Origin of the sequence: Peteryoungia wuzhouensis (assembly GCF_003205195.1) — a bacterium.
GTDB classification, from domain to species: domain Bacteria; phylum Pseudomonadota; class Alphaproteobacteria; order Rhizobiales; family Rhizobiaceae; genus Allorhizobium; species Allorhizobium wuzhouense.
Genome location: NZ_QJRY01000001.1, coordinates 495,634 through 513,393 on the forward strand (window position 1 = coordinate 495,634; position 17,760 = coordinate 513,393).

The 17,760-nt window shown below is 62.5% G+C and carries 15 protein-coding genes; 4 read left to right on the forward strand and 11 right to left on the reverse strand.

The window, feature by feature from the left end; translation table 11 throughout:
• Window positions 1-53 precede the first annotated feature (53 nt).
• The 5 genes from DMY87_RS02630 to DMY87_RS02650 form a co-directional block, all read right to left on the reverse strand.
• The gene (locus DMY87_RS02630) at window positions 54-2,582 is read right to left on the reverse strand and encodes a glycine--tRNA ligase subunit beta (protein WP_110789716.1); all 2,529 of its coding nucleotides are present in this window, start codon (window positions 2,580-2,582) and stop codon (window positions 54-56) included.
• 207 nt (window positions 2,583-2,789) lie between these two features.
• Window positions 2,790-3,290 carry an endonuclease domain-containing protein gene (locus tag DMY87_RS02635; RefSeq protein WP_110789717.1) on the reverse strand — a complete coding sequence of 167 codons (501 nt, stop codon included), beginning with the start codon at window positions 3,288-3,290 and terminating at the stop codon, window positions 2,790-2,792.
• A 395-nt stretch (window positions 3,291-3,685) separates the two neighbouring features.
• Window positions 3,686-5,623 (reverse strand): DUF2207 domain-containing protein, encoded by a 1,938-nt coding sequence (locus DMY87_RS02640; RefSeq protein ID WP_110789718.1) that lies wholly within the window; start codon window positions 5,621-5,623, stop codon window positions 3,686-3,688.
• Window positions 5,620-6,885 carry a 3-phosphoshikimate 1-carboxyvinyltransferase gene (locus tag DMY87_RS02645; protein ID WP_110789719.1) on the reverse strand — a complete coding sequence of 422 codons (1,266 nt, stop codon included), beginning with the start codon at window positions 6,883-6,885 and terminating at the stop codon, window positions 5,620-5,622. Before DMY87_RS02645 ends, DMY87_RS02640 begins: the two co-directional genes overlap by 4 nt.
• Before the next feature lie 35 nt (window positions 6,886-6,920).
• Complete coding sequence (locus tag DMY87_RS02650; RefSeq protein WP_110789720.1) at window positions 6,921-7,472, reverse strand: LemA family protein; 552 nt, start codon at window positions 7,470-7,472, stop codon at window positions 6,921-6,923.
• 204 nt (window positions 7,473-7,676) lie between these two features.
• Between DMY87_RS02650 and DMY87_RS02655 the strand changes: the two genes are divergently transcribed.
• Complete coding sequence (locus DMY87_RS02655) at window positions 7,677-9,689, forward strand: sensor histidine kinase (RefSeq protein ID WP_110789721.1); 2,013 nt, start codon at window positions 7,677-7,679, stop codon at window positions 9,687-9,689.
• Window positions 9,690-9,718: 29 nt separating this feature from the next.
• The gene (locus DMY87_RS02660; protein ID WP_110789722.1) at window positions 9,719-10,120 is read left to right on the forward strand and encodes a response regulator; all 402 of its coding nucleotides are present in this window, start codon (window positions 9,719-9,721) and stop codon (window positions 10,118-10,120) included.
• A gap of 4 nt (window positions 10,121-10,124) precedes the next feature.
• On the opposite strand, the gene DMY87_RS02665 is transcribed toward DMY87_RS02660, so the two are convergent.
• From DMY87_RS02665 to DMY87_RS02690, 6 genes are all read right to left on the reverse strand, one after another.
• Window positions 10,125-11,057 carry a glycine--tRNA ligase subunit alpha gene (locus tag DMY87_RS02665; RefSeq protein ID WP_110790348.1) on the reverse strand — a complete coding sequence of 311 codons (933 nt, stop codon included), beginning with the start codon at window positions 11,055-11,057 and terminating at the stop codon, window positions 10,125-10,127.
• Between the two features lie 126 nt (window positions 11,058-11,183).
• The gene (locus tag DMY87_RS02670) at window positions 11,184-12,323 is read right to left on the reverse strand and encodes a sensor histidine kinase (protein WP_110789723.1); all 1,140 of its coding nucleotides are present in this window, start codon (window positions 12,321-12,323) and stop codon (window positions 11,184-11,186) included.
• Window positions 12,324-12,462: 139 nt separating this feature from the next.
• The gene (locus DMY87_RS02675) at window positions 12,463-12,657 is read right to left on the reverse strand and encodes a hypothetical protein (protein ID WP_110789724.1); all 195 of its coding nucleotides are present in this window, start codon (window positions 12,655-12,657) and stop codon (window positions 12,463-12,465) included.
• 36 nt (window positions 12,658-12,693) lie between these two features.
• Window positions 12,694-13,557, reverse strand: coding sequence for a S49 family peptidase (locus DMY87_RS02680; protein ID WP_110789725.1), 864 nt, complete (start codon window positions 13,555-13,557; stop codon window positions 12,694-12,696).
• A gap of 93 nt (window positions 13,558-13,650) precedes the next feature.
• Complete coding sequence (locus DMY87_RS02685) at window positions 13,651-14,424, reverse strand: tRNA1(Val) (adenine(37)-N6)-methyltransferase (protein ID WP_110789726.1); 774 nt, start codon at window positions 14,422-14,424, stop codon at window positions 13,651-13,653.
• A 29-nt stretch (window positions 14,425-14,453) separates the two neighbouring features.
• Window positions 14,454-14,684 carry a putative signal transducing protein gene (locus DMY87_RS02690; RefSeq protein ID WP_110789727.1) on the reverse strand — a complete coding sequence of 77 codons (231 nt, stop codon included), beginning with the start codon at window positions 14,682-14,684 and terminating at the stop codon, window positions 14,454-14,456.
• 126 nt (window positions 14,685-14,810) lie between these two features.
• On the opposite strand from DMY87_RS02690, the gene DMY87_RS02695 reads away from it, so the two are divergent.
• Window positions 14,811-15,827 (forward strand): polyprenyl synthetase family protein, encoded by a 1,017-nt coding sequence (locus DMY87_RS02695; protein WP_110789728.1) that lies wholly within the window; start codon window positions 14,811-14,813, stop codon window positions 15,825-15,827.
• A 117-nt stretch (window positions 15,828-15,944) separates the two neighbouring features.
• Window positions 15,945-17,756 (forward strand): tetratricopeptide repeat protein, encoded by a 1,812-nt coding sequence (locus tag DMY87_RS02700; RefSeq protein WP_110789729.1) that lies wholly within the window; start codon window positions 15,945-15,947, stop codon window positions 17,754-17,756.
• Window positions 17,757-17,760 lie beyond the last annotated feature (4 nt).

Consider the following 17,760-nt stretch of genomic DNA (forward strand, 5'->3'; position numbering starts at 1 on the left):
CGGAAAACGGGCGGTGAAAACGAAAAACCCCGCCGAAGCGGGGTCTCACATCATCAACCTGTGATCTTGGAGAAGTCCGCGACCGTGCCGGTCGCTTCGCGGATCGCCTTCAGGAGCGCCAGACGATTGGCGCGGATGGCGGCATCCTCGTCGTTGACCAGGACGTCCTCGAAGAATGTGTCGACCGGGCCGCGCAGCGTCGAGAGCGCCTGCATGGCGGAGCGGAAGTCTTCCGATGCCACGGCCTCCGCTGCCGATTTCGAGGCCGACTGGATGGCGGCGAAGAGGGACTTTTCGGCGTCGAGCTTCAGCAGCGCTTCCGAGACGCCATCGGCGACGACGGTGCCCTTCTTCTCTTCGGCAGCCAAAAGCTGCGTGGCGCGCTTGGTGCCGGCCAAGAGGTTCAGGCCGTCTTCCGAGGTAATGAAGGCGGTGAGCGCCTCGGCCTTGCGGGCGACCATCAGGAGATCGTCGGCCTCAGGCGTCAGCACGGCATCGATAATGTCGTGGCGGGCGCCCTGGTCGCGCAGGTAGACTTTTAGGCGGTCGTGGAAGAAGGAGAGGAGGTTAGAGACATACTCGCGCGCCGGCGAAACCCAAGTCGAGCCTTGATTTGCGTACTTCTGCTCATCCTCTGTATAATAGACCGTCTCCGCGTCCGCCAACAGGTAGCCCGAGTTGAGCATGACTTCGATCCAGTTAAGATCTGGTGCCATACCCTTTATGTGCAGGATCTTGTTGTAGTTTACATCGTTCGTGATGCCATGCAGCAAAGGATCCAATGACTGGTATGCCCTACCACTCTGAAGTTGCGTTAGGCTTATCTGAATAGCATGGCTTTCAGCTAAGTCAGCCAAACGCATGCGTATCCCTCGTTCAAGGATCATGCGTACAGCGCCAAGTGCCTGACGACGCAGTGCATAAGGATCCTTTGAGCCGGTCGGCTTTTCGTCGATCGCCCAGAAGCCGACGAGCGTATCGAGCTTGTCGGCGAGCGCGACGGTGAGGCCGACCTTGTCTTCCGGCAGACGGTCGGACGGGCCGTTCGGTTTCCAGTGGTCCTCGATCGCGGCAGCGACGGAGGCATCTTCGCCCTGCAGGAGCGCATATTTGCGGCCCATGGCGCCCTGGAGTTCGGGAAATTCACCGACGGCTTCGGTGCGCAGGTCGGCCTTTGCCAGCACCACGGCGCGGTCGACGAGGGCAGCGTCTGCGCCGACGATCGGCGCCAGCACCTTGGCCAATTCGCGGATACGCGCGACGCGCTCGCCTTGCGTGCCCAGCTTGGCGTGGAAGGTGACGTTCAGCGCGTCGAGCTTGGCCATGCGCTGGTCGAGCGGCTTCTTCAGGTCGAGATCGAACTTGGCGGCAGAGGCCTTCAGCGTGTCGAGGTCCGGCAGGTCGCCCTGGTCGCGCTTCCAGAAATGCAGCGCATCCGACAGGCGGGCGCGCACGACCTTGCCGTTGCCATGCATGATCTCGCGGCCGCCATCGGTGGCTTGGATGTTGGAAATGAGTATGAAATGGTTGGAGAGCACACCCTCCCCTTGAGGGGGAGGGTCGGACCGAAGGGCCGGGGTGGGGTGACCCACAACCGTCGAAGCGTCACCCCCACCCGCGCGTTCCGCGCGACCTCCCCCCTCAAGGGGGAGGTGGGTAGCCTGAGGGCGCACGACAAAGCACTTTTGGTTGGTCTTGATCGTCAGGCGGATGATCTCGGCGGGGATCGAGAGGTAATCCTCCTCGAACGTGCCAAGCAGAACCTGGGGCCATTCGACGAGGCCGGAGACTTCTTCCAGCAGGCCCTCGTCCTCGACCAGTTCCAGGCCATTGGCGAAGGCGATGTCGCGGGCGTCGTGCAGGATCATGTCCTTGCGACGCTCGGCATCGAGGATGACCTTGGCGCGCTCCAGATTGGTGACGTAATCGTCGAAGCGCTTGACGGTGATGGCATCCGGCGCGTGAAAACGGTGGCCATAGGTGACGTTGGACGCGACGATGCCGTCGATCTCGAAGGGGATGACCTGGACTTCGTCATGCTCGGGGCCGAAGGTGCAGAGGATCGACTGCAGCGGGCGGACCCAGCGCAGGCTTTCCATGCCCTTGCCCTCGATGCCGCCATAGCCCGAGCCTTTGGGCATGGAGGCAAAGCCGGAGCGCATCGACTTCGGCCAGGGGAAGGCCCTGATGATGCCGGGCATGACATCGGCGATGATCTCTTCGGCCGCGCGGCCGGGCTTTTCCATGTAGGCGACGTAGAAATCGCCCTTCTTCGGATCGGTCTTGATGATCGCCTGATCGATGGAGGAGAGGCCGGCGCCGCGCAGGAAGCCGTCGATGGCTCCTTGAGGTGCCGAGACGCTCGGGCCCTTCTTTTCTTCCTTGATATCGGCGGAACGAGCGGTGAGGCCCCGGATATCCAGCGTCAGGCGTCGCGGCGTCCAGTATTCGCGCGCACCTTCATAGGTCAGACCCGCATCAACAAGCGCATCGGTTACCATCTTCTTCAGATCGCCAGCCGCCTTGCGCTGCATGCGGGCCGGGATTTCTTCGGAACGGAGTTCGAGCAGTAGATCGGGCATGGGGTCTGACTTTTTGAGCTGTTGCAAAGGGCTGCGGCGGACTTAGCAAGCCGCGCGGCAAAAGTCATCCATGGATCGGAGCAAAATGGGGGTGGATCAGGCGGCGGACAATGGGATCATCACCATTCAGCCAGTGGTCACCCCCACCCGCGCGTTCCGCGCGACCTCCCCCCTCAAGGGGGAGGTGGGGTGCACGGCGCCGGCGTTTCAGCCACCCTCCCCTTGAGGGGGAGGGTCGGAGCGAAGCTCCGGGGTGGGGTGATCCTCCGCGTTTTGAAGGTTCGCCTGTTTGGTGGATGCTACCAACTTGGCAAAGGTTTGACGAAGGGGACTTGCTTCAGGGTGCAGTTCCAGGAGTTTCTCCCGCTCGCGGACCGCCGCATAGATCGTGTCGAGAACCGCTTCGAGCTCCGTCAGGACTTCGACATTCCAGAAACGCATCACCTTGTAACCCTGGGCCTCCAAAAAGGCGGTGCGTGCGGCATCCCGCACCAGCCCCACATCCGTGCCATGCTGAGAACCGTCCAGCTCAATGATCAGCCCGATCTGATGACAAGCAAAGTCCGCGAAGTAGGGACCAATCGGGACCTGGCGGCGGAAATGGCTCCCGTCGATCGGAATGCGCCAGAGATGGCGCCAGAGTTTCCGCTCGGCATCCGTGCTGGTGGATCGCAGGCGCCTGGCATTGGCGCGGCGAAAGCGTTCCATGGACGTCGGAGGTCTGGGCATAGCTCTGGTTCCCGATCCGTAACCCTTCCAACAAACGTCGAAACTCAGGGCGCTTCAACTCTGGGAATTGAAGGGAAATGGTCGGCCGACCCATGGATCACCCCCAACCCGCCGCTTCGCGGCGACCTCCCCCCTCAAGGGGGAGGTGGACAGTGGCGCCGGCGTCTTCACCACCCTCCCCTTGAGGGGGAGGGTCGGAGCGGAGCTCCAGGGTGGGGTGATCACACCAGGCGGCGGGGTCTCTGGGTAGAAGACAAGGCTACGCAAGGGATGGACATCCTAGCGTCCCTCCCAAGTGAATGCGTGCAATCATCCGTGGTCACCCCCACCCGCCGCTTCGCGGCGACCTCCCCCCTCAAGGGGGAGGTGGGTGGCTACCACCCTCCCCCGCCGCCGCCGCCACCGCCGCCGCCGGACGAACCTCCGGAAAAGCCTGACGACGAGGACGAGGAGCTGGAAGGGGGCGGAGCCGGAATGGTGGAGGCGATGGTGGAGGCCATTGAGGAAGAGAAGCCACCGATGCGGTCTCCAAAACCGCTGGGGTTGCTGCCGTGGTACCAGGCCGGGCTGTAGGCGGCGGCAGCGGCGCCGGCGGCGGCTGAGGCGAGCCAGGCTTCGAAGGTTTGCGACCACGGCTTTTCGAGACCCAGCGCCACCGCATAGGGCAAGAGTTTTTCGAAGTGGCTCGGCGACATCTTTGGTGCGCCGGCCATGTTCATCCGGTCCTGTTCGGCAAGGGTCAGATAGATCTTCAGACCCTCAATGCCGTCCATCAGCTTGCGGCCGAGCGGGGTCGGTGCGCCCATCAGGAAAAGAAACAGGAAGTTGACCAGCAGGATGCCGCCGAAGGCGAGCAGCAGCGGGATCTGGTGGGTCTGTTCGAGATCCATCCACATGGAGAGCAACATCAGGCCCATGGTCGACAGGGCGATGAAACCGATGAAGGCCAAAGCGATGATCGAGAAGATCTTGGTGAACAGCGAGCGGCCGCGCTGGAACATCTTGACCAGACCGACGGTGAAGCTGCCGAAGAAGAGCGAGAAGAAGGCGGGCACCAGCATCAGGGCATAGACGTCTTCATCCAGCGTGCCGAAGATGAACAGAGCGAGGATGATGACAACGGACATGGCGATGCCGAAGCTGATATAGCCGGCATTGCTCTTGTAATACTTGTCGCGGTGTTCCTTCTCGATTGCCGAGCGGAAGGCAGAGCCGACCGTCTGGACGCGCTTGCCGTTTTCCTTGTCGATGACGAGTTCGTTGCCGGCAGAGGGGATTTCCTTGAGGAGACGGGCCTGGCCGGCTTCCAGCGTTCCTTCGATCGGCTTCTTCGTGCGGCGGATGGTGATGCCGGTGTCGAGATCATCGAGTTCGACATAACCCTTCACGGCCAGATCGAGGGCGGAGGCCGAGAGCGCGGTCCAGCCGCCGCCGGAGAACCCCTTGTTGTCGATGTAGTTGACGAGTGCCGGCGAGATGCCGTCGGGGGCATCCCAGCGCGGCACGATCACGCCTTTCGCCGGGTCGCGGCCGACGGCGAACCAGGAGCGCAGGTAGTAGAGCGAGACGAGGACGAGGCCGCCAAAGGCGATGATGAAATTCAGGTTGTCGCGCAGGAACCACCAGAAACCCTCCTGCGCGGATGGGGGCGCAACGAGGCCCTTGGCGAAACCGAGGACGATGGTCAGGCCTTCCTGGGGGCCGAGGGGCCGTGTGGTTTCGAACTCCCGGCCGTTCGAGCCTGGCCGTGTGCGGGCGTTGGTGTCGGTCGACCCCATGGCGCCGGTGTAGACCGCCGTCCTGGTCGGGATTGCATCGTCAGGCAGGGTGACGCGCGCGCCGGCATGTTCGATCGGGAACATCCAGCCATTGCCGGTGACGTTCCAGTAGAGTTCGTCGTGATCGTGGAAATAGCGGATCTGCCGGCCGGTGCGGTAGGTGATCGCGTAGGTGTATTCGCCGGGCTCAAGGAAAACGTCGGCCGAGCCGGTATAGATGCGGATGCCGCCGGTGACGCTCTCTGTGTGATGGTCTTCCGGCTGCCCGTCCCGCTCGACGGACAAGAGCTCGAAATCAACCTGTCGGCGAAAACCCTTCTCATCGACGGCATAGAGCGGGAAATCGCGGAAGATGCCGCGCTTGATGTCATTGCCCTCGGCCTTGACGGTGATCGTCTCCGTCACCTCCATGCTGCCATCGGCCGACACCACGATATCCGCCTGGAAATCGCGGATGACCTCTTCGGCCTGCGCGCCGCATGCCATCCAGATGAGGAGAAGGAAAGCGGAGCACAGGCGGAAGAGCGTGGTCATTTCTTGTCGTTCCTGACGAGGTCGACACCGAGCGAGGCGAGCGCATCCCAGTAGCCGGGATAGGTCTTTCCGACGCAGGCGGGGTCTAGGATGGTGATGTCGCGGATCTTCAGGCCCGCGAGCGCAAAGCTCATGGCGATACGGTGGTCGGCGAAGGTGTCGATGTCCGCCGGCAGCGACTGGCCTGAGAGCGCGGGATCGGAGAAGACCAGGAGATCGTCGCCCTCTTCCCTCGCCAGGCCATCGCGGATGTTGTTGAGGCCGGTCGAGACGGCGCGGATGCGGTCGCATTCCTTGACGCGCAGGTTCTCGATGCCGACGAAACGCACCGGCGTCTCGTTGAAGGCGGCGAGCACGGCAATCGTCGGGATCGCGTCCTGCATCTGGCTGCCGTCGATGACGGCGGGCATGTTGGGGAACTGCGCGATCACGTCATAGGCCTTGGCGTCCGGCTGGGTGAAGGCATCCGACGGCGTGCCGATGTCGATCCGGCCCTTGGTCAGGACTTCCGCGCCCCAGAGATAGGTGGCGGCGGAGGCATCCGGCTCGATGTGGAAATCAGTCGCGGTATAGCCCGTCGGCTGGATGACCCAGGAGGCCGGCGTCGGCTGCTCGACCTTGGCGCCGAAGGCACGCATGGCCGACATCGTCAGGTCGATGTAACCGCGGGCGCCGATATCGGCACCGGCAAGCTCGATCGTAAACGGCTCGGAGCCGCAGGCGGCTGCCATCTGAAGGGCCGAGACATACTGGCTCGACAGGCCGGCATCGATGACGACGTGATTCGTCTCGAAGCGGCCGGTGGCGTCGATCGTGACAGGCGGGCAGCCGGTGGGAGATTCGATCGCAACACCGAGCGACTTCAACGCTTCGACCAGCGGCTTGATCGGGCGCTTGCGCATGTGCTCGTCGCCATCGACGACGTAGCGGCCCTGGCCAAGCGCCAGCGCAGCAGTGAGAAAGCGGGTGGCGGTGCCGGCATTGCCGAGGAAGAGCGGGGCAGTTGGCGCCTTCAGTTCGCCCGAGCTGGTGACGACGAAGGTGGTGGCATCCGGCTCATCGACGGTCACGCCCATCTGGCGCAGCGCTTCGGCCATGTAACGGGTGTCATCGCTCTTCAGCGCGCCGGTCAGGCGGCTGGTGCCCTTCGCGAGACCAGCCAGCAGCAAAGCGCGGTTGGTGATGGATTTCGAACCCGGAGGGCTCACCTTGCCGGTCAGGGCATGGGCGGGCGGAAGGATGGTCACACTGTCAGTCGTCATCAATTCGGTCTCTCAAGCGCGTCCTTGTTTGGACGTCAGAACTTGACCGTCGGTACCGCACGGTCGGCCTCGTTGGCAATCTCGAAATAGGGTTTCTTCGAGAAGCCGAACTGGCCGGCGACGAGGTTCGAGGGGAAGCTCTCGACCTTGACGTTCAGATCACGGGCAGCGCCATTGTAATAGCGGCGAGACATCTGGATCTCGCCCTCGATGGTTTCGAGCGAACGCTGCAGTTCGACGAAATTTTCGTTCGCCTTCAAGTCCGGATAGGCTTCGGCGAGCGCGATGATCTTGCCCAGTGCCGCCCCCAGCAGACCTTCCGCCTGGGCGCGACCGGCGACATCGCCTGCCGGCACGGCCTGGGCCTTGTTGCGCAGCTCGACGACGCTTTCCAGCGTGCCCTTTTCGTGGCCGGCATAGCCCTTCACCGTTTCGATCAGGTTGGGGATCAGGTCGGCGCGGCGCTTCAGCTGAACGTCGATACCCGACCAGGCTTCCTCGGCCATCTGCCGCGACTTCACGAGGCCATTGTAGACGAAGACAAGATAGGCGCCGATGGCGACCAGGATGGCAAGTATCGTGAACATGATGCGGAAGGCTCCCAGCTGAGGTGGCTGCAAGTTAGCCTTTCATCACGGGAAAGTCATGAGCGAAGACGCCATGAACCGAACTTGGCCGATTTTTCCGCGATTGGATCCGCGATGGCTCAAATTGCGCGGAAGTTCTACGGCAGCGGTTAATTCGCAGAGCCTAATATAGATCTCCGAGCAGCTTTCGATTGGGACCTGCGCATGCAGACGATGACCTGGAACGACCTGCCTGTCTGGGCCCTGCTGGCCGATCGCGACATCCTGCGCGCGGCGACACCCGAACGTCGCCTGACGGATGTGCTGACCGATGTCAGCGCCGTGATCACCACGGTCACCGCCTTCGACCTTACGCCCGCCTTTGCCGTCTATCTCGCCGACAGCCAGCACGACCGCGATCGCCTGTTTCACCAAAACGCCGCGGATGAGCTTTCCCTGCCGCTCGACATCTGCCCGGACGAGGGCTTGCCGCCGGGGGCAAGCAGCCGATCGAAAGCCGCGATCTATCCGCTAACGCTTCACCATCCGTCAGGCGGGCGCATGGGAACGGTCCTGTTCTTCGGGCGAACAGGCAAACGGATGAGCCAGGAAAAGCTGGCGATCCTGCGCATGCTGTCGGAAGAAATCGGCACGATCATTGCGCATCGAAACGGCTGTACCGGCACACTGCTCGACATGGTGGAGCTTTCCACCGACGAGATCTATGTCTTCGATCCGCAAAGCCTGCAGATCACGCGGGCCAATGCAACGGCCAGTGTCCGGACCGGTTATTCCGCCCAGGCGCTGTCAGCCATGACGCCGGCTGAGCTGAAGGCCGGTGTTTCCGAGGCCGATTACCGGGCGCGGCTGGTGCCGCTGATGCTGGGACGGGCCCAGAAGATTTCCTTCGACACCATCCAGCGGCGGCGCAACGGCACCGTTTATCCCGTGAAGGTGCATGTGTGGCGGATCAAGGGCCAAGAATCCGATCTTTTTGCCGAAGTGGCGATCGCCACCGCCGACCAGCGCAAGGCCTTTGGCCTCCTGGAACAGGTGTTCGATGCCATTCCGGGCGGCATCGGCGTGTTCGACAACCGGTCGCGGCTGTTGATGGCGAACCGCAGGCTTTACGACCTGATGAACATTCCGCCGGAGCTGTTCCCGCCAGGCTCCGCCTTCGAGGACATCCTGCGCTACAATGCCTGCCGTGGCGAATGGGGTGACGGCGACCACGAGGCCATGGTGCGCGAGCGTGTCGAGCAGGCGGAACTCGGGCTGCCTTACAGCTTCGAGCGCGAGCGGACGAGCGGCAAGGTGCTGGCTGTGCGCTCCGAGCCGCTGTCCAACGGCGGTTATGTGCTGAGTTATACCGATATCACGGTGCGCAAGCGGGCGGAGAAGGACCTGATCCGCAACCGCGACGAGCTGGAAAAGACCGTTCGCCAACGCACCGCGGAGATCGCAGCCCAGGCGGCGGCGCTCGAAGAGGCGCTGCAGCAGGAAAAGAACATCAACGCCATGCAGCGGCAGTTCGTGGCGATGACCAGCCATGAATTTCGCACGCCGCTTGCCATCATCGACGGTGCAGCCCAGCGGCTGCTGCGCAAGAAGGGCGGCATCGATGCGGCCTTCCTGGGCGAGAAGACGCAGCAGATCCGCTCGGCGGTGGCGCGCATGGTCGAACTGATGGAGAGTTTTCTCTCGGCCGGGCGCATGGAAACCGGCAAGGCTGAGCTTTCGCTGGTCGACTGCGCGCTGCACAAGCTGGTGGAACAGGCAATCAAGCGGCAGAAGCTGTCTTCGCCGCATCACCGCTTTGAAACGGATATCGATGCCTTGCCGCCGATGATCCGCTGCGATGCCTTGGGCATCTCGCAAGTGATCACCAATCTCCTGTCGAATGCGATCAAATATGCGCCCCGCGCGCCGGACATCCTGATCCGCGGCTGGGAAGAGGAAGGTTTCGTTTTCCTGTCGGTCAGGGACGAGGGTGTCGGGATCGATGCCGAGGACATCGACAAGCTCTTCCAACCCTATTTCCGCGCTCGCACCTCGACCGGCATTGCCGGCACCGGCATCGGGCTGTCGCTCGTCAAGCAGATCGTCACGCTGCATGACGGCGATATCTTCGTGGAGAGCCAACGGGGCAAGGGAACAACATTTACGCTGGTTCTGCCGGTTAAAGGACCGGCGCGGGCGAGCGAAACCGAGGCGGCAGCGGAGACCCATGCCGCGTGATCCCCCGACGGGGAGAAGAGGAGGACAACATGATCACGGTACTTTGCGTCGAAGACGAAAGAGACGTTCGTGAACTGATCGTCGAAGAACTGGAGGATGCGGGCATCCGCGTGCTGCAGGCGGAAAACGGCAAGGAAGGGCTCGACAAGATCCTGCATAACCGGCCCGATATCGTCATCTCCGACATCACCATGCCGGAGATGGACGGCATCTCCATGCTCGGCGAATTGCAGATCAACCATCCGCAATTCTCCAACATGCCCTTCGTCTTCCTGACGGCACTCGCCGACCGGGAAAAACTGATCGAAGGGCTTGGCGCGGGCGCCGAAAGCTATCTGACGAAGCCGATCGACTTCGACGTGCTGATGGCGAAGATCCACGGCCTGGTGGTCAGGATCGAAAACCGGGTGGCGGCGGGGCTGGAGTTTTAGGGTCTCAGGCCGCCCGACCGAAATTCGCCCCACCCGCATCGGTCAGCAGAAACGCCTCGCCGCAGCTTTTCGCCAAAGCGCGGACGCGGCCGATATAGGCCTGGCGTTCGGTGACCGAGATGACGCCGCGGGCGTCGAGCAGGTTGAAGATGTGGGACGCCTTGATGCACTGGTCATAGGCCGGGAAGACGCATTTGTGCAGGCGCTGGTTTTCCGTATCCGAGGGGGCGCCGGCGGCGAGCAGGGCCTGGCATTCCTTTTCGGCATCGATGAAATGGCGATGCAGCATCTCGGTGTTGGCGAATTCGAAGTTGTGGCGGGAATATTCCTGCTCGGCCTGCAGGAAGACGTCGCCATAGGAGATCTTCTCTTCGCCTTCGCGGCCATTGAAGTTGAGGTCGTAGACGTTGTCGACGCCCTGGACATACATGGCGAGGCGCTCAAGACCGTAGGTCAGTTCGCCCGCGACCGGCGAGCAGTCGATGCCGCAGACAGCCTGGAAGTAGGTGAACTGCGAGACTTCCATTCCGTCGCACCAGCATTCCCAGCCGAGACCCCAGGCACCCAGCGTCGGGCTTTCCCAATCGTCCTCGACGAAGCGGATGTCATGCAGCAGCGGATCGAGCCCGATCGCCTTCAGCGAGCCGAGATAGAGTTCCTGCAGGTTGGACGGGTTCGGCTTCAGGATGACCTGATACTGGTAATAATGCTGCAAACGGTTGGGGTTTTCGCCGTAGCGACCGTCGGAGGGACGGCGCGAGGGCTGCACGTAAGCGGCACGCCAGGGCTTTGGCCCAAGCGCGCGCAGCGTGGTCGCCGGATGGAAGGTGCCGGCGCCGACTTCCATGTCGTAGGGCTGGAGCACCGCGCAACCCTTGTCGGCCCAATAGGCATGCAGCGTCAGGATCAGCGCCTGAAAGGAGCGCTTGGGGTCCATGTGCGGGGCAAGGGGCGTGGTCATCGGGCTATCCATCGGGTTGGCTCAAGTTGCGGCCCGTCTGGTGCCATGAGCGGACGGAAGGGTCAAGCGTCTCGGCAAGTCGGCCAATGACGCCTGGAGGTTTCAATGCTCGAAGTCGCCCTCGCTGTGCAGCTTGCCGTTCAGCGAGAAGGCAACCCCGGTCGGCTCGAAACGAAGGCCGGCCTGTCCCTGGAAAAGATCGGAGACGATCCGTTCGGTCAGTCTCGATCCGAAGCCGCGGCGGGTCGGTTCGGTCACCAGGGGACCACCCGTTTCCTGCCAGTCGAAGGTGAAACGGTCGTCCGCCTGCTTGTCCCAACGGATCGACACACGTCCCTCGGGACGGGAGAGCGCGCCATATTTGGTGGCGTTGGTCGCGAGTTCATGGATCGCGAGCGACAGGCCGAGGGCCTGTTGAGCCGAAAGGAATACCCGGGGACCGTTGATTTCGATGCGTCGCGCATCATCCACATGCGGAGCGACGGCAACCTTGGCAATGGTGGTGATTTCCGCAGCCGTCACGCTCATGCCGGTCAGCACATCCTGTGCCTTGGCCAGGGTCTGAATGCGGGCGCCAATGGTGGCGGCGGCATCGGGGATCGACGTTGCCGTGCGCAGGCTCTGGGTGACGATGGATTGCACCATTGCCAGCGTATTCTTCATCCGGTGCGCAAGCTCGCGGTTGAGGAGCTTCAACTCCTCCTCGTGCTGCTCACGCTCAGTGAGATGCCTCTGCGCCTCCTGATACGCTTCCTGCAGCGCCTTGCGATCCAGCACGGCGTTGGTGGTTTCCGTCACCACGTTCAAGATGCCGGCGATGACGCCCTGATCGTCGTAGAGAGGGCTATAGGAAAAACTCCAATAGCTCTCCTGGACCTCGCCGTTGCGCAGAATGCGCAGCGGCAGGTTTTCCATCCAGGTTCCCTCGCCCGCCATGGCACGCGTCACGAAGGGCTCCACGCCGACCCAGACATCCGACCAGTATTCGCGAAACGGCTGCCCCAGCGCGCTGCTGACACGCTCGGCCAGGATCGGCAGATAGGCGTCGTTGTGAAACTGGAGAAGGTCATCGCCCCACCAGAAGCACATGGGCTGCCGTGTTGCCAGGACCTGCCGCAACGTCGTCAGCAATGCCGGCGGCCAGCCCTCAATCGGACCGAGTGAGGTGGCGCTCCAGTCAAAGGCACGAATTTCGTCCGCCACTTGCCCCGGCGAGCCGAGAAAATGCATCTGATGGTTCATGGCTCTCCGGGATGACGACTGGCATGACGTTCAAGAAGGCACGTCATTGCCGTTAGATTGACCTTTGGTACCGTCTCGCCGCTTCGAACTCAAGTCGAAGCAACATAGAGAGAACGAAATTGCCATTTCGGCCGATCTGTCAGACATCATCCTCGCGACGCAGACGATATTCGCCCGTTTCAGGATCCTGGACCAGAGTGCCGATCGCATCCGTCTCCCGCTCCTTTTCGCGCGCCCGCGAGCGAGCCGCGAGCTTTTCGGCATCGCTGACGAATTTCCGATAAAGCAGCCAGCTGCCACCCACCAGGATCAGAAGAAAAATCAGCTGCGCCATGTCCCCTCGCCCGTCGGCCCTTGTCTGTCGCTTCGATCACAGACCGTAGCGGCCCCATAGTGCCTTTTCTTCGAGCGTCTCCGCAAGACCGGCGACGGCTTGGGCTGCGATCTGATCGGTCGACCCGAAGGCACCAATGCCCGGTACCCGGCGACCGAAGAGGCCCTTCTGGGCCCCGACGAGTTCGAGGCGGGCATCCTTGCCGTAACGCGTCTTGATTTCTTCGCGCAGGCCGCCAAGGCGGTCGACGAGGCCGAGTGCCAGCCCCTTGCGGCCAGTCCAGAACAGGCCGGAGAAAAGGGCCGGATCGTCAGCGAGCAAACTGCCGCGCCGCGCCTTGACCATGTCGATGAAGATCTCGTGGATCTCGGCCTGCAGGGTCTTCAGATATTCGATGTCACTTTCCTTCTCGGGCTGGAAGGGATCGAGGATCACCTTGTTTTCGCCCGATGTGTAGACGCGGCGCTCGACGCCGATCTTCTTCAGGAGTTCGGGAAAGCCGAAACCGCCAGAGACGACGCCGATCGAACCGACGATCGAGGTGGCATCGGCAATGATCTCGTCGCCTGATATCGCGAGCATATAGCCGCCGGACGCCGCGACATCCTCGACGAAGACCAGAACACGCTTGTTCTTTTCCTCGGCGAGCGCGCGGATACGGTCGTAGATCATGCGTGACTGCACGGGGGAGCCGCCAGGCGAATTGATCGAGAGCGCCACGGCGGGGCTGTCCTTCATGGCGAAGGCCTTTTCCAGCTGGCCGGCGACCGAGGCGAGATTAAGTGCGGGACGGAAACGGGACCCGCCGCTCATGATCGGCCCGTGCAGCCTGACGACCGGAATGACGACGCCCTTCTTGCGGAAGCGCTTGGGAACCAGCCGTTTCAGAAAATCTGCCATGGTCGTGTCTCAACTCCTCACGATCTTCACTCTGACGGGAGATGTAAGAAGCGTCGGCACAAACACAATGGTTCCGCTAAAGAATCAGCGATTTCAACGCAGGCGGCGATAGCCCGCGCGGCCGTTGTTGAGATCGTCGACGACGGGGGCGAAGGCATGGCTGTCGGGGTTGTCATGCATCAGAAGCGGCGCACGCAGCTGCAGCCGGGCGCGCGACCCCTTGATGGCCGTCACGAGGATGCGGGTCGCATTCTCGCCCTGACGCGGATGGATGGCGGTGATTTCCAGCCCGCCAAGGCGTTTGCCGCAGGCTGCGATGATCTCGGCAATCGACTGGGGTCTGGCAATCAGCGACAGCTGGCCACCGGGGATCAGGATCGCACCCGCCGTGCGGATCCAGCTTTCGAAGAGGTTTTCGGTCATCGCATGGGCCTCCGCCTTCAGGGCATCCGGCGTTTTGCGATCGCCTGGATCGTTGAAGGGCGGGTTCATGATGACGTGGTGAAAGCTGTCGTCGAGAAGGCCGGCTGCGACACGGGCGCGGCCGGTCAGGGTGACATCGGCTTCCAGCACGCCGGCGCGGCTGGCGAACCGGGCGTTCTCCGGCAAAGCCAGGCTCTTGCGGGCGAAACCGGCCATGTCTTTCGAACGTTCGACCAGGACGACAGATGCATTGGGCAACCGCGTGGCAACGGCGAGGCCGGCAGCGCCGGCACCGGCGCCGAGATCGGCAATGCGGACGGGCCTGTCATCCACCACCAGAGCTGCTAGCAACATGGCATCCATGCCGGCGCGGTGTCCACGGCCGACGGGCTGGACCAGATGGAAAGCGCCGCGATGAAAGGCGTCGATCGTTTGCTCGGCCATCGGAGAGTGCACAGGCTCCATGGGCAGGCTCAGGCGTCGTGGTCACGCAGTTCGGCGCCGAGACCGGCATCGGTCAGAATGCGACGCGCCTGATCCACGCAATCGCCATCCACCATCAGGCGGCGCTGCAGCATGCCGAGCGAACCTTCGAGAATGCTCATCGACTGATCGGCGATCATTGTCGCGATCCCGGCGTCGCGCATCAGGCTTTCGGCAAAGGAGAGCAGGACGACGTCGTTGCTGCGAATGATCTCATGCATCGATTTCAGAACTCACTGTTAACAGGTAAAACCGGCGTTCCGGCGCCGACCGAGGCAATTCGCCCCTTGCCGTGGGCTCCCGGCCTTTTTATGGTCGGCGACCAAACTGAACAGGAGTCCGGTGCGTTGGGCGTAGTCATACCGCTTGAGGAAAGCAAAAACAAACAGGCATCTGTCAAGCCTCTGGTGGACCTGACGAAAAGCGGGATGGAGCGTGTCAACCAGCTGATCCTGTCGAAGGCCGGCTCCGATGTGCAGATGATTCCGGAGGTGGCGAACCACCTGATCTCCTCCGGCGGGAAGCGTCTGCGGCCCATGCTGACGCTCGCGACGGCTGCCATGTTCGGCTACGAGGGCGACCATCATATCAAGCTCGCGACCTCGGTCGAGTTCATGCACACCGCAACGCTTCTGCATGACGACGTGGTCGATGAAAGCGACCTGCGCCGGGGCAAATCGACGGCGCGTACCATCTGGGGCAACCAGGCGAGCGTTCTCGTCGGCGACTTCCTGCTTGGCCAGGCCTTCCGCATGATGGTCGAAGTCGGCTCGCTCGATGCGCTCGACGTCTTGTCGACGGCAGCCTGTGTGATTGCCGAGGGGGAAGTGCTGCAGCTCTCGGTCGCCAAGAACATGGAGACGACCGAAGACGATTATCTCGCCGTCATCCGCGCCAAGACCGCAGCGCTCTTTGCAGCGGCGGCTGAAGTCGGCCCGATCGTCGCCGGCACGGACAAGGCGACGCGCAGCGCGCTCAAATCCTACGGCATGAATCTCGGCCTCGCCTTCCAGCTGGTCGATGATGTGCTGGATTACGGCGGCAAGGCTGCCGAGACCGGCAAGAATGTCGGCGACGATTTCCGCGAGGGCAAGATCACCCTTCCGGTCATCCTCTCCTACCGCCGCGGCACGGCCCCGGAGCGCGAGTTCTGGAAGGCCTCGATCGAAGGCGGCGAGAACGACGACGTCAGGCTGGAGAAGGCACTTGGCCTGATCAGCAAGTATGGCGCGCTCAGCGACACCATCCAGCGGGCACAGCATTACGGCAAGATCGCGCGTGATGCATTGGCGCCACTGCCGAACTCGCCGTGGAAGGACGCTCTCAACGACGTGATCGATTTCTGCATTTCCCGCGTCAATTGACGCAGAGCTGTGGATCGCCTTGCGAGGCTGCTTCAAAAAAGCCATTCTGTGCGTGAATCATCGCGTGTCGTCCGTGTGGGCGAGACTGCTTGTCATCGGTTCCTGAAAGGCTCGTTCATGCGGCAAAGCCCCGCCCTTCGCATCCTCGCCGGCACTGCGCTGGCGCTGCTCCTCGGCGTTTCGTTCACGCAAGCGGCCTCGTCTACGAAGGCCGCAGCGCCTGAGAGCTCGGAAAGCTTCGATTACGGCACCGTTGACTCCTTTGCGGGCGCGTTTCTCGCGGCACGCACGGCAGAGGCCGATCGCGACTATCCGAACGCCATCCAGTTCTACAAGAAGGCGCTGGACTTTTCGCCCAATGAGCTCGAACTGCAGCAGCGCCTGATGATCGCGCTGTTCATGAACGGCGATTTCGATGAAGGCGCCAAGCTTGCCAAGCTCCTGGAAAAGGATCCGGCCGTCGAGCGGGTCACATCGGTTGCGCTGAGCTTCCAGGCGATCCGTGACGGCAGTTATGCAAAGGCGATGAAATCGCTGAAATACGAAGGCCCCAATGACCTTGACCGGCTGATGAACGAATTGCTGACCGCCTGGACCAAGGTCGGCGAAGGCAAAGGCAAGGAGGCCCTGAAGCAGTTGCAGGATCTGAAGGGTCCGAGCTGGTACAGCATCTTCACGAACTACAATATCGGCGCCATTGCCAGCGTCGTCGGTGACGAGGATGGCGCCCGCAAGGCCTTTACCGAGACCGTGACCGACAAGAATGGCGGCGCGACGGCCCCCGACACCTATGCGCGGGCGGTGATGGCGCTTGCCACGCTGGAGGCCAATGCCGGCAACAAGCAGAAGGCACTCGATGCGCTTTCCGCCGGTGACGAATTGATCACGAATTTCGCGCCTTTCAAGGCGCTGCGCGACGAGATCGAGGCCGGCCGCAAGCCGAAGCCGGTCATCGAGACGGCAGCCCAGGGGGCCGCCGGCGTGTTGTTTTCCATTGGCGGCGCGCTGAACCGCGACGGCGCGGAAGACACGGTGATGCTGTACCTGCAGTTCTCGCGCGCGCTGGACAAGGAAGCGGCCGATACGCTGATCCTGCTCGGCGGGATCGCGGAAAAGGCCGGGCAGCCGAACAAGGCGATCGAATTCTACCGCCAGGTGCCGGAAACCTCGCCGATGCGGCGGATTTCCGAACTGCAGCTTGGCCTGACGCTGGCCGAGACCGGCAAGGTCGATGAAGCGCGTGCGCATCTGCAGAAGCTGATCGCGTCCGACCCGAAGGATGTGCGCAGTTATCTCGCCTATGGCAGCGTGCTGTCCGATGCCAAGGATTACGCGGCGATGGCGGCGAACTACGACAAGGCGGTGGAGGTGATCGGTCCTGCACCGACGCGCAATCACTGGTCGGTCTTCTTCCAGCGCGGCATTGCCTATGAGCGCCTGAAGAAGTGGGACAAGGCAGAGCCGGACTTCAACAAGGCGCTTGAGCTCAATCCCGACCAGCCGCAGGTTCTCAACTATCTCGGCTATTCCTGGGTCGACATGAACCGGAACCTTCAGCAAGGGCTGGACATGATCAAGAAGGCCGTGGAACTGCGTCCGGACGACGGTTACATCGTCGACTCGCTCGGCTGGGCCTATTACCGCATGGGCCGCTTCGACGAGGCGGTGACCGAGCTGGAGCGGGCAATCGAGCTGAAGGCCGGCGACGCGACGATCAACGACCACCTGGGCGACGCCTATTGGCGCGTGGGACGCAAGCTTGAGGCCACCTTCCAGTGGAAGCGGGCCCTGGCCTCCGAGCCGGAAGAGGCACAGGTCCCGGCCATCCAGGCGAAGATCGAAAAGGGTCTGCCGCCGATCGAGGCCGATGCCGCCAAGGTGAATGCCGAACCGGCGGCAGAACCGAAGAAAGACGACAAGAAGACCTGAGCCC

Excerpts from the sequence above, each read along its gene's own strand:
- DMY87_RS02630 (WP_110789716.1), bottom strand. The coding sequence starts at position 2,582 with ATGCCCGATCTACTGCTCGAACTCCGTTCCGAAGAAATCCCGGCCCGC.
- DMY87_RS02635 (WP_110789717.1), bottom strand. The coding sequence starts at position 3,290 with ATGGAACGCTTTCGCCGCGCCAATGCCAGGCGCCTGCGATCCACCAGC.
- DMY87_RS02640 (WP_110789718.1), bottom strand. The coding sequence starts at position 5,623 with ATGACCACGCTCTTCCGCCTGTGCTCCGCTTTCCTTCTCCTCATCTGG.
- DMY87_RS02645 (WP_110789719.1), bottom strand. The coding sequence starts at position 6,885 with ATGACGACTGACAGTGTGACCATCCTTCCGCCCGCCCATGCCCTGACC.
- DMY87_RS02650 (WP_110789720.1), bottom strand. The coding sequence starts at position 7,472 with ATGTTCACGATACTTGCCATCCTGGTCGCCATCGGCGCCTATCTTGTC.
- DMY87_RS02655 (WP_110789721.1), top strand. The coding sequence starts at position 7,677 with ATGCAGACGATGACCTGGAACGACCTGCCTGTCTGGGCCCTGCTGGCC.
- DMY87_RS02660 (WP_110789722.1), top strand. The coding sequence starts at position 9,719 with ATGATCACGGTACTTTGCGTCGAAGACGAAAGAGACGTTCGTGAACTG.
- DMY87_RS02665 (WP_110790348.1), bottom strand. The coding sequence starts at position 11,057 with ATGGACCCCAAGCGCTCCTTTCAGGCGCTGATCCTGACGCTGCATGCC.
- DMY87_RS02670 (WP_110789723.1), bottom strand. The coding sequence starts at position 12,323 with ATGAACCATCAGATGCATTTTCTCGGCTCGCCGGGGCAAGTGGCGGAC.
- DMY87_RS02675 (WP_110789724.1), bottom strand. The coding sequence starts at position 12,657 with ATGGCGCAGCTGATTTTTCTTCTGATCCTGGTGGGTGGCAGCTGGCTG.
- DMY87_RS02680 (WP_110789725.1), bottom strand. The coding sequence starts at position 13,557 with ATGGCAGATTTTCTGAAACGGCTGGTTCCCAAGCGCTTCCGCAAGAAG.
- DMY87_RS02685 (WP_110789726.1), bottom strand. The coding sequence starts at position 14,424 with ATGGCCGAGCAAACGATCGACGCCTTTCATCGCGGCGCTTTCCATCTG.
- DMY87_RS02690 (WP_110789727.1), bottom strand. The coding sequence starts at position 14,684 with ATGCATGAGATCATTCGCAGCAACGACGTCGTCCTGCTCTCCTTTGCC.
- DMY87_RS02700 (WP_110789729.1), top strand. The coding sequence starts at position 15,945 with ATGCGGCAAAGCCCCGCCCTTCGCATCCTCGCCGGCACTGCGCTGGCG.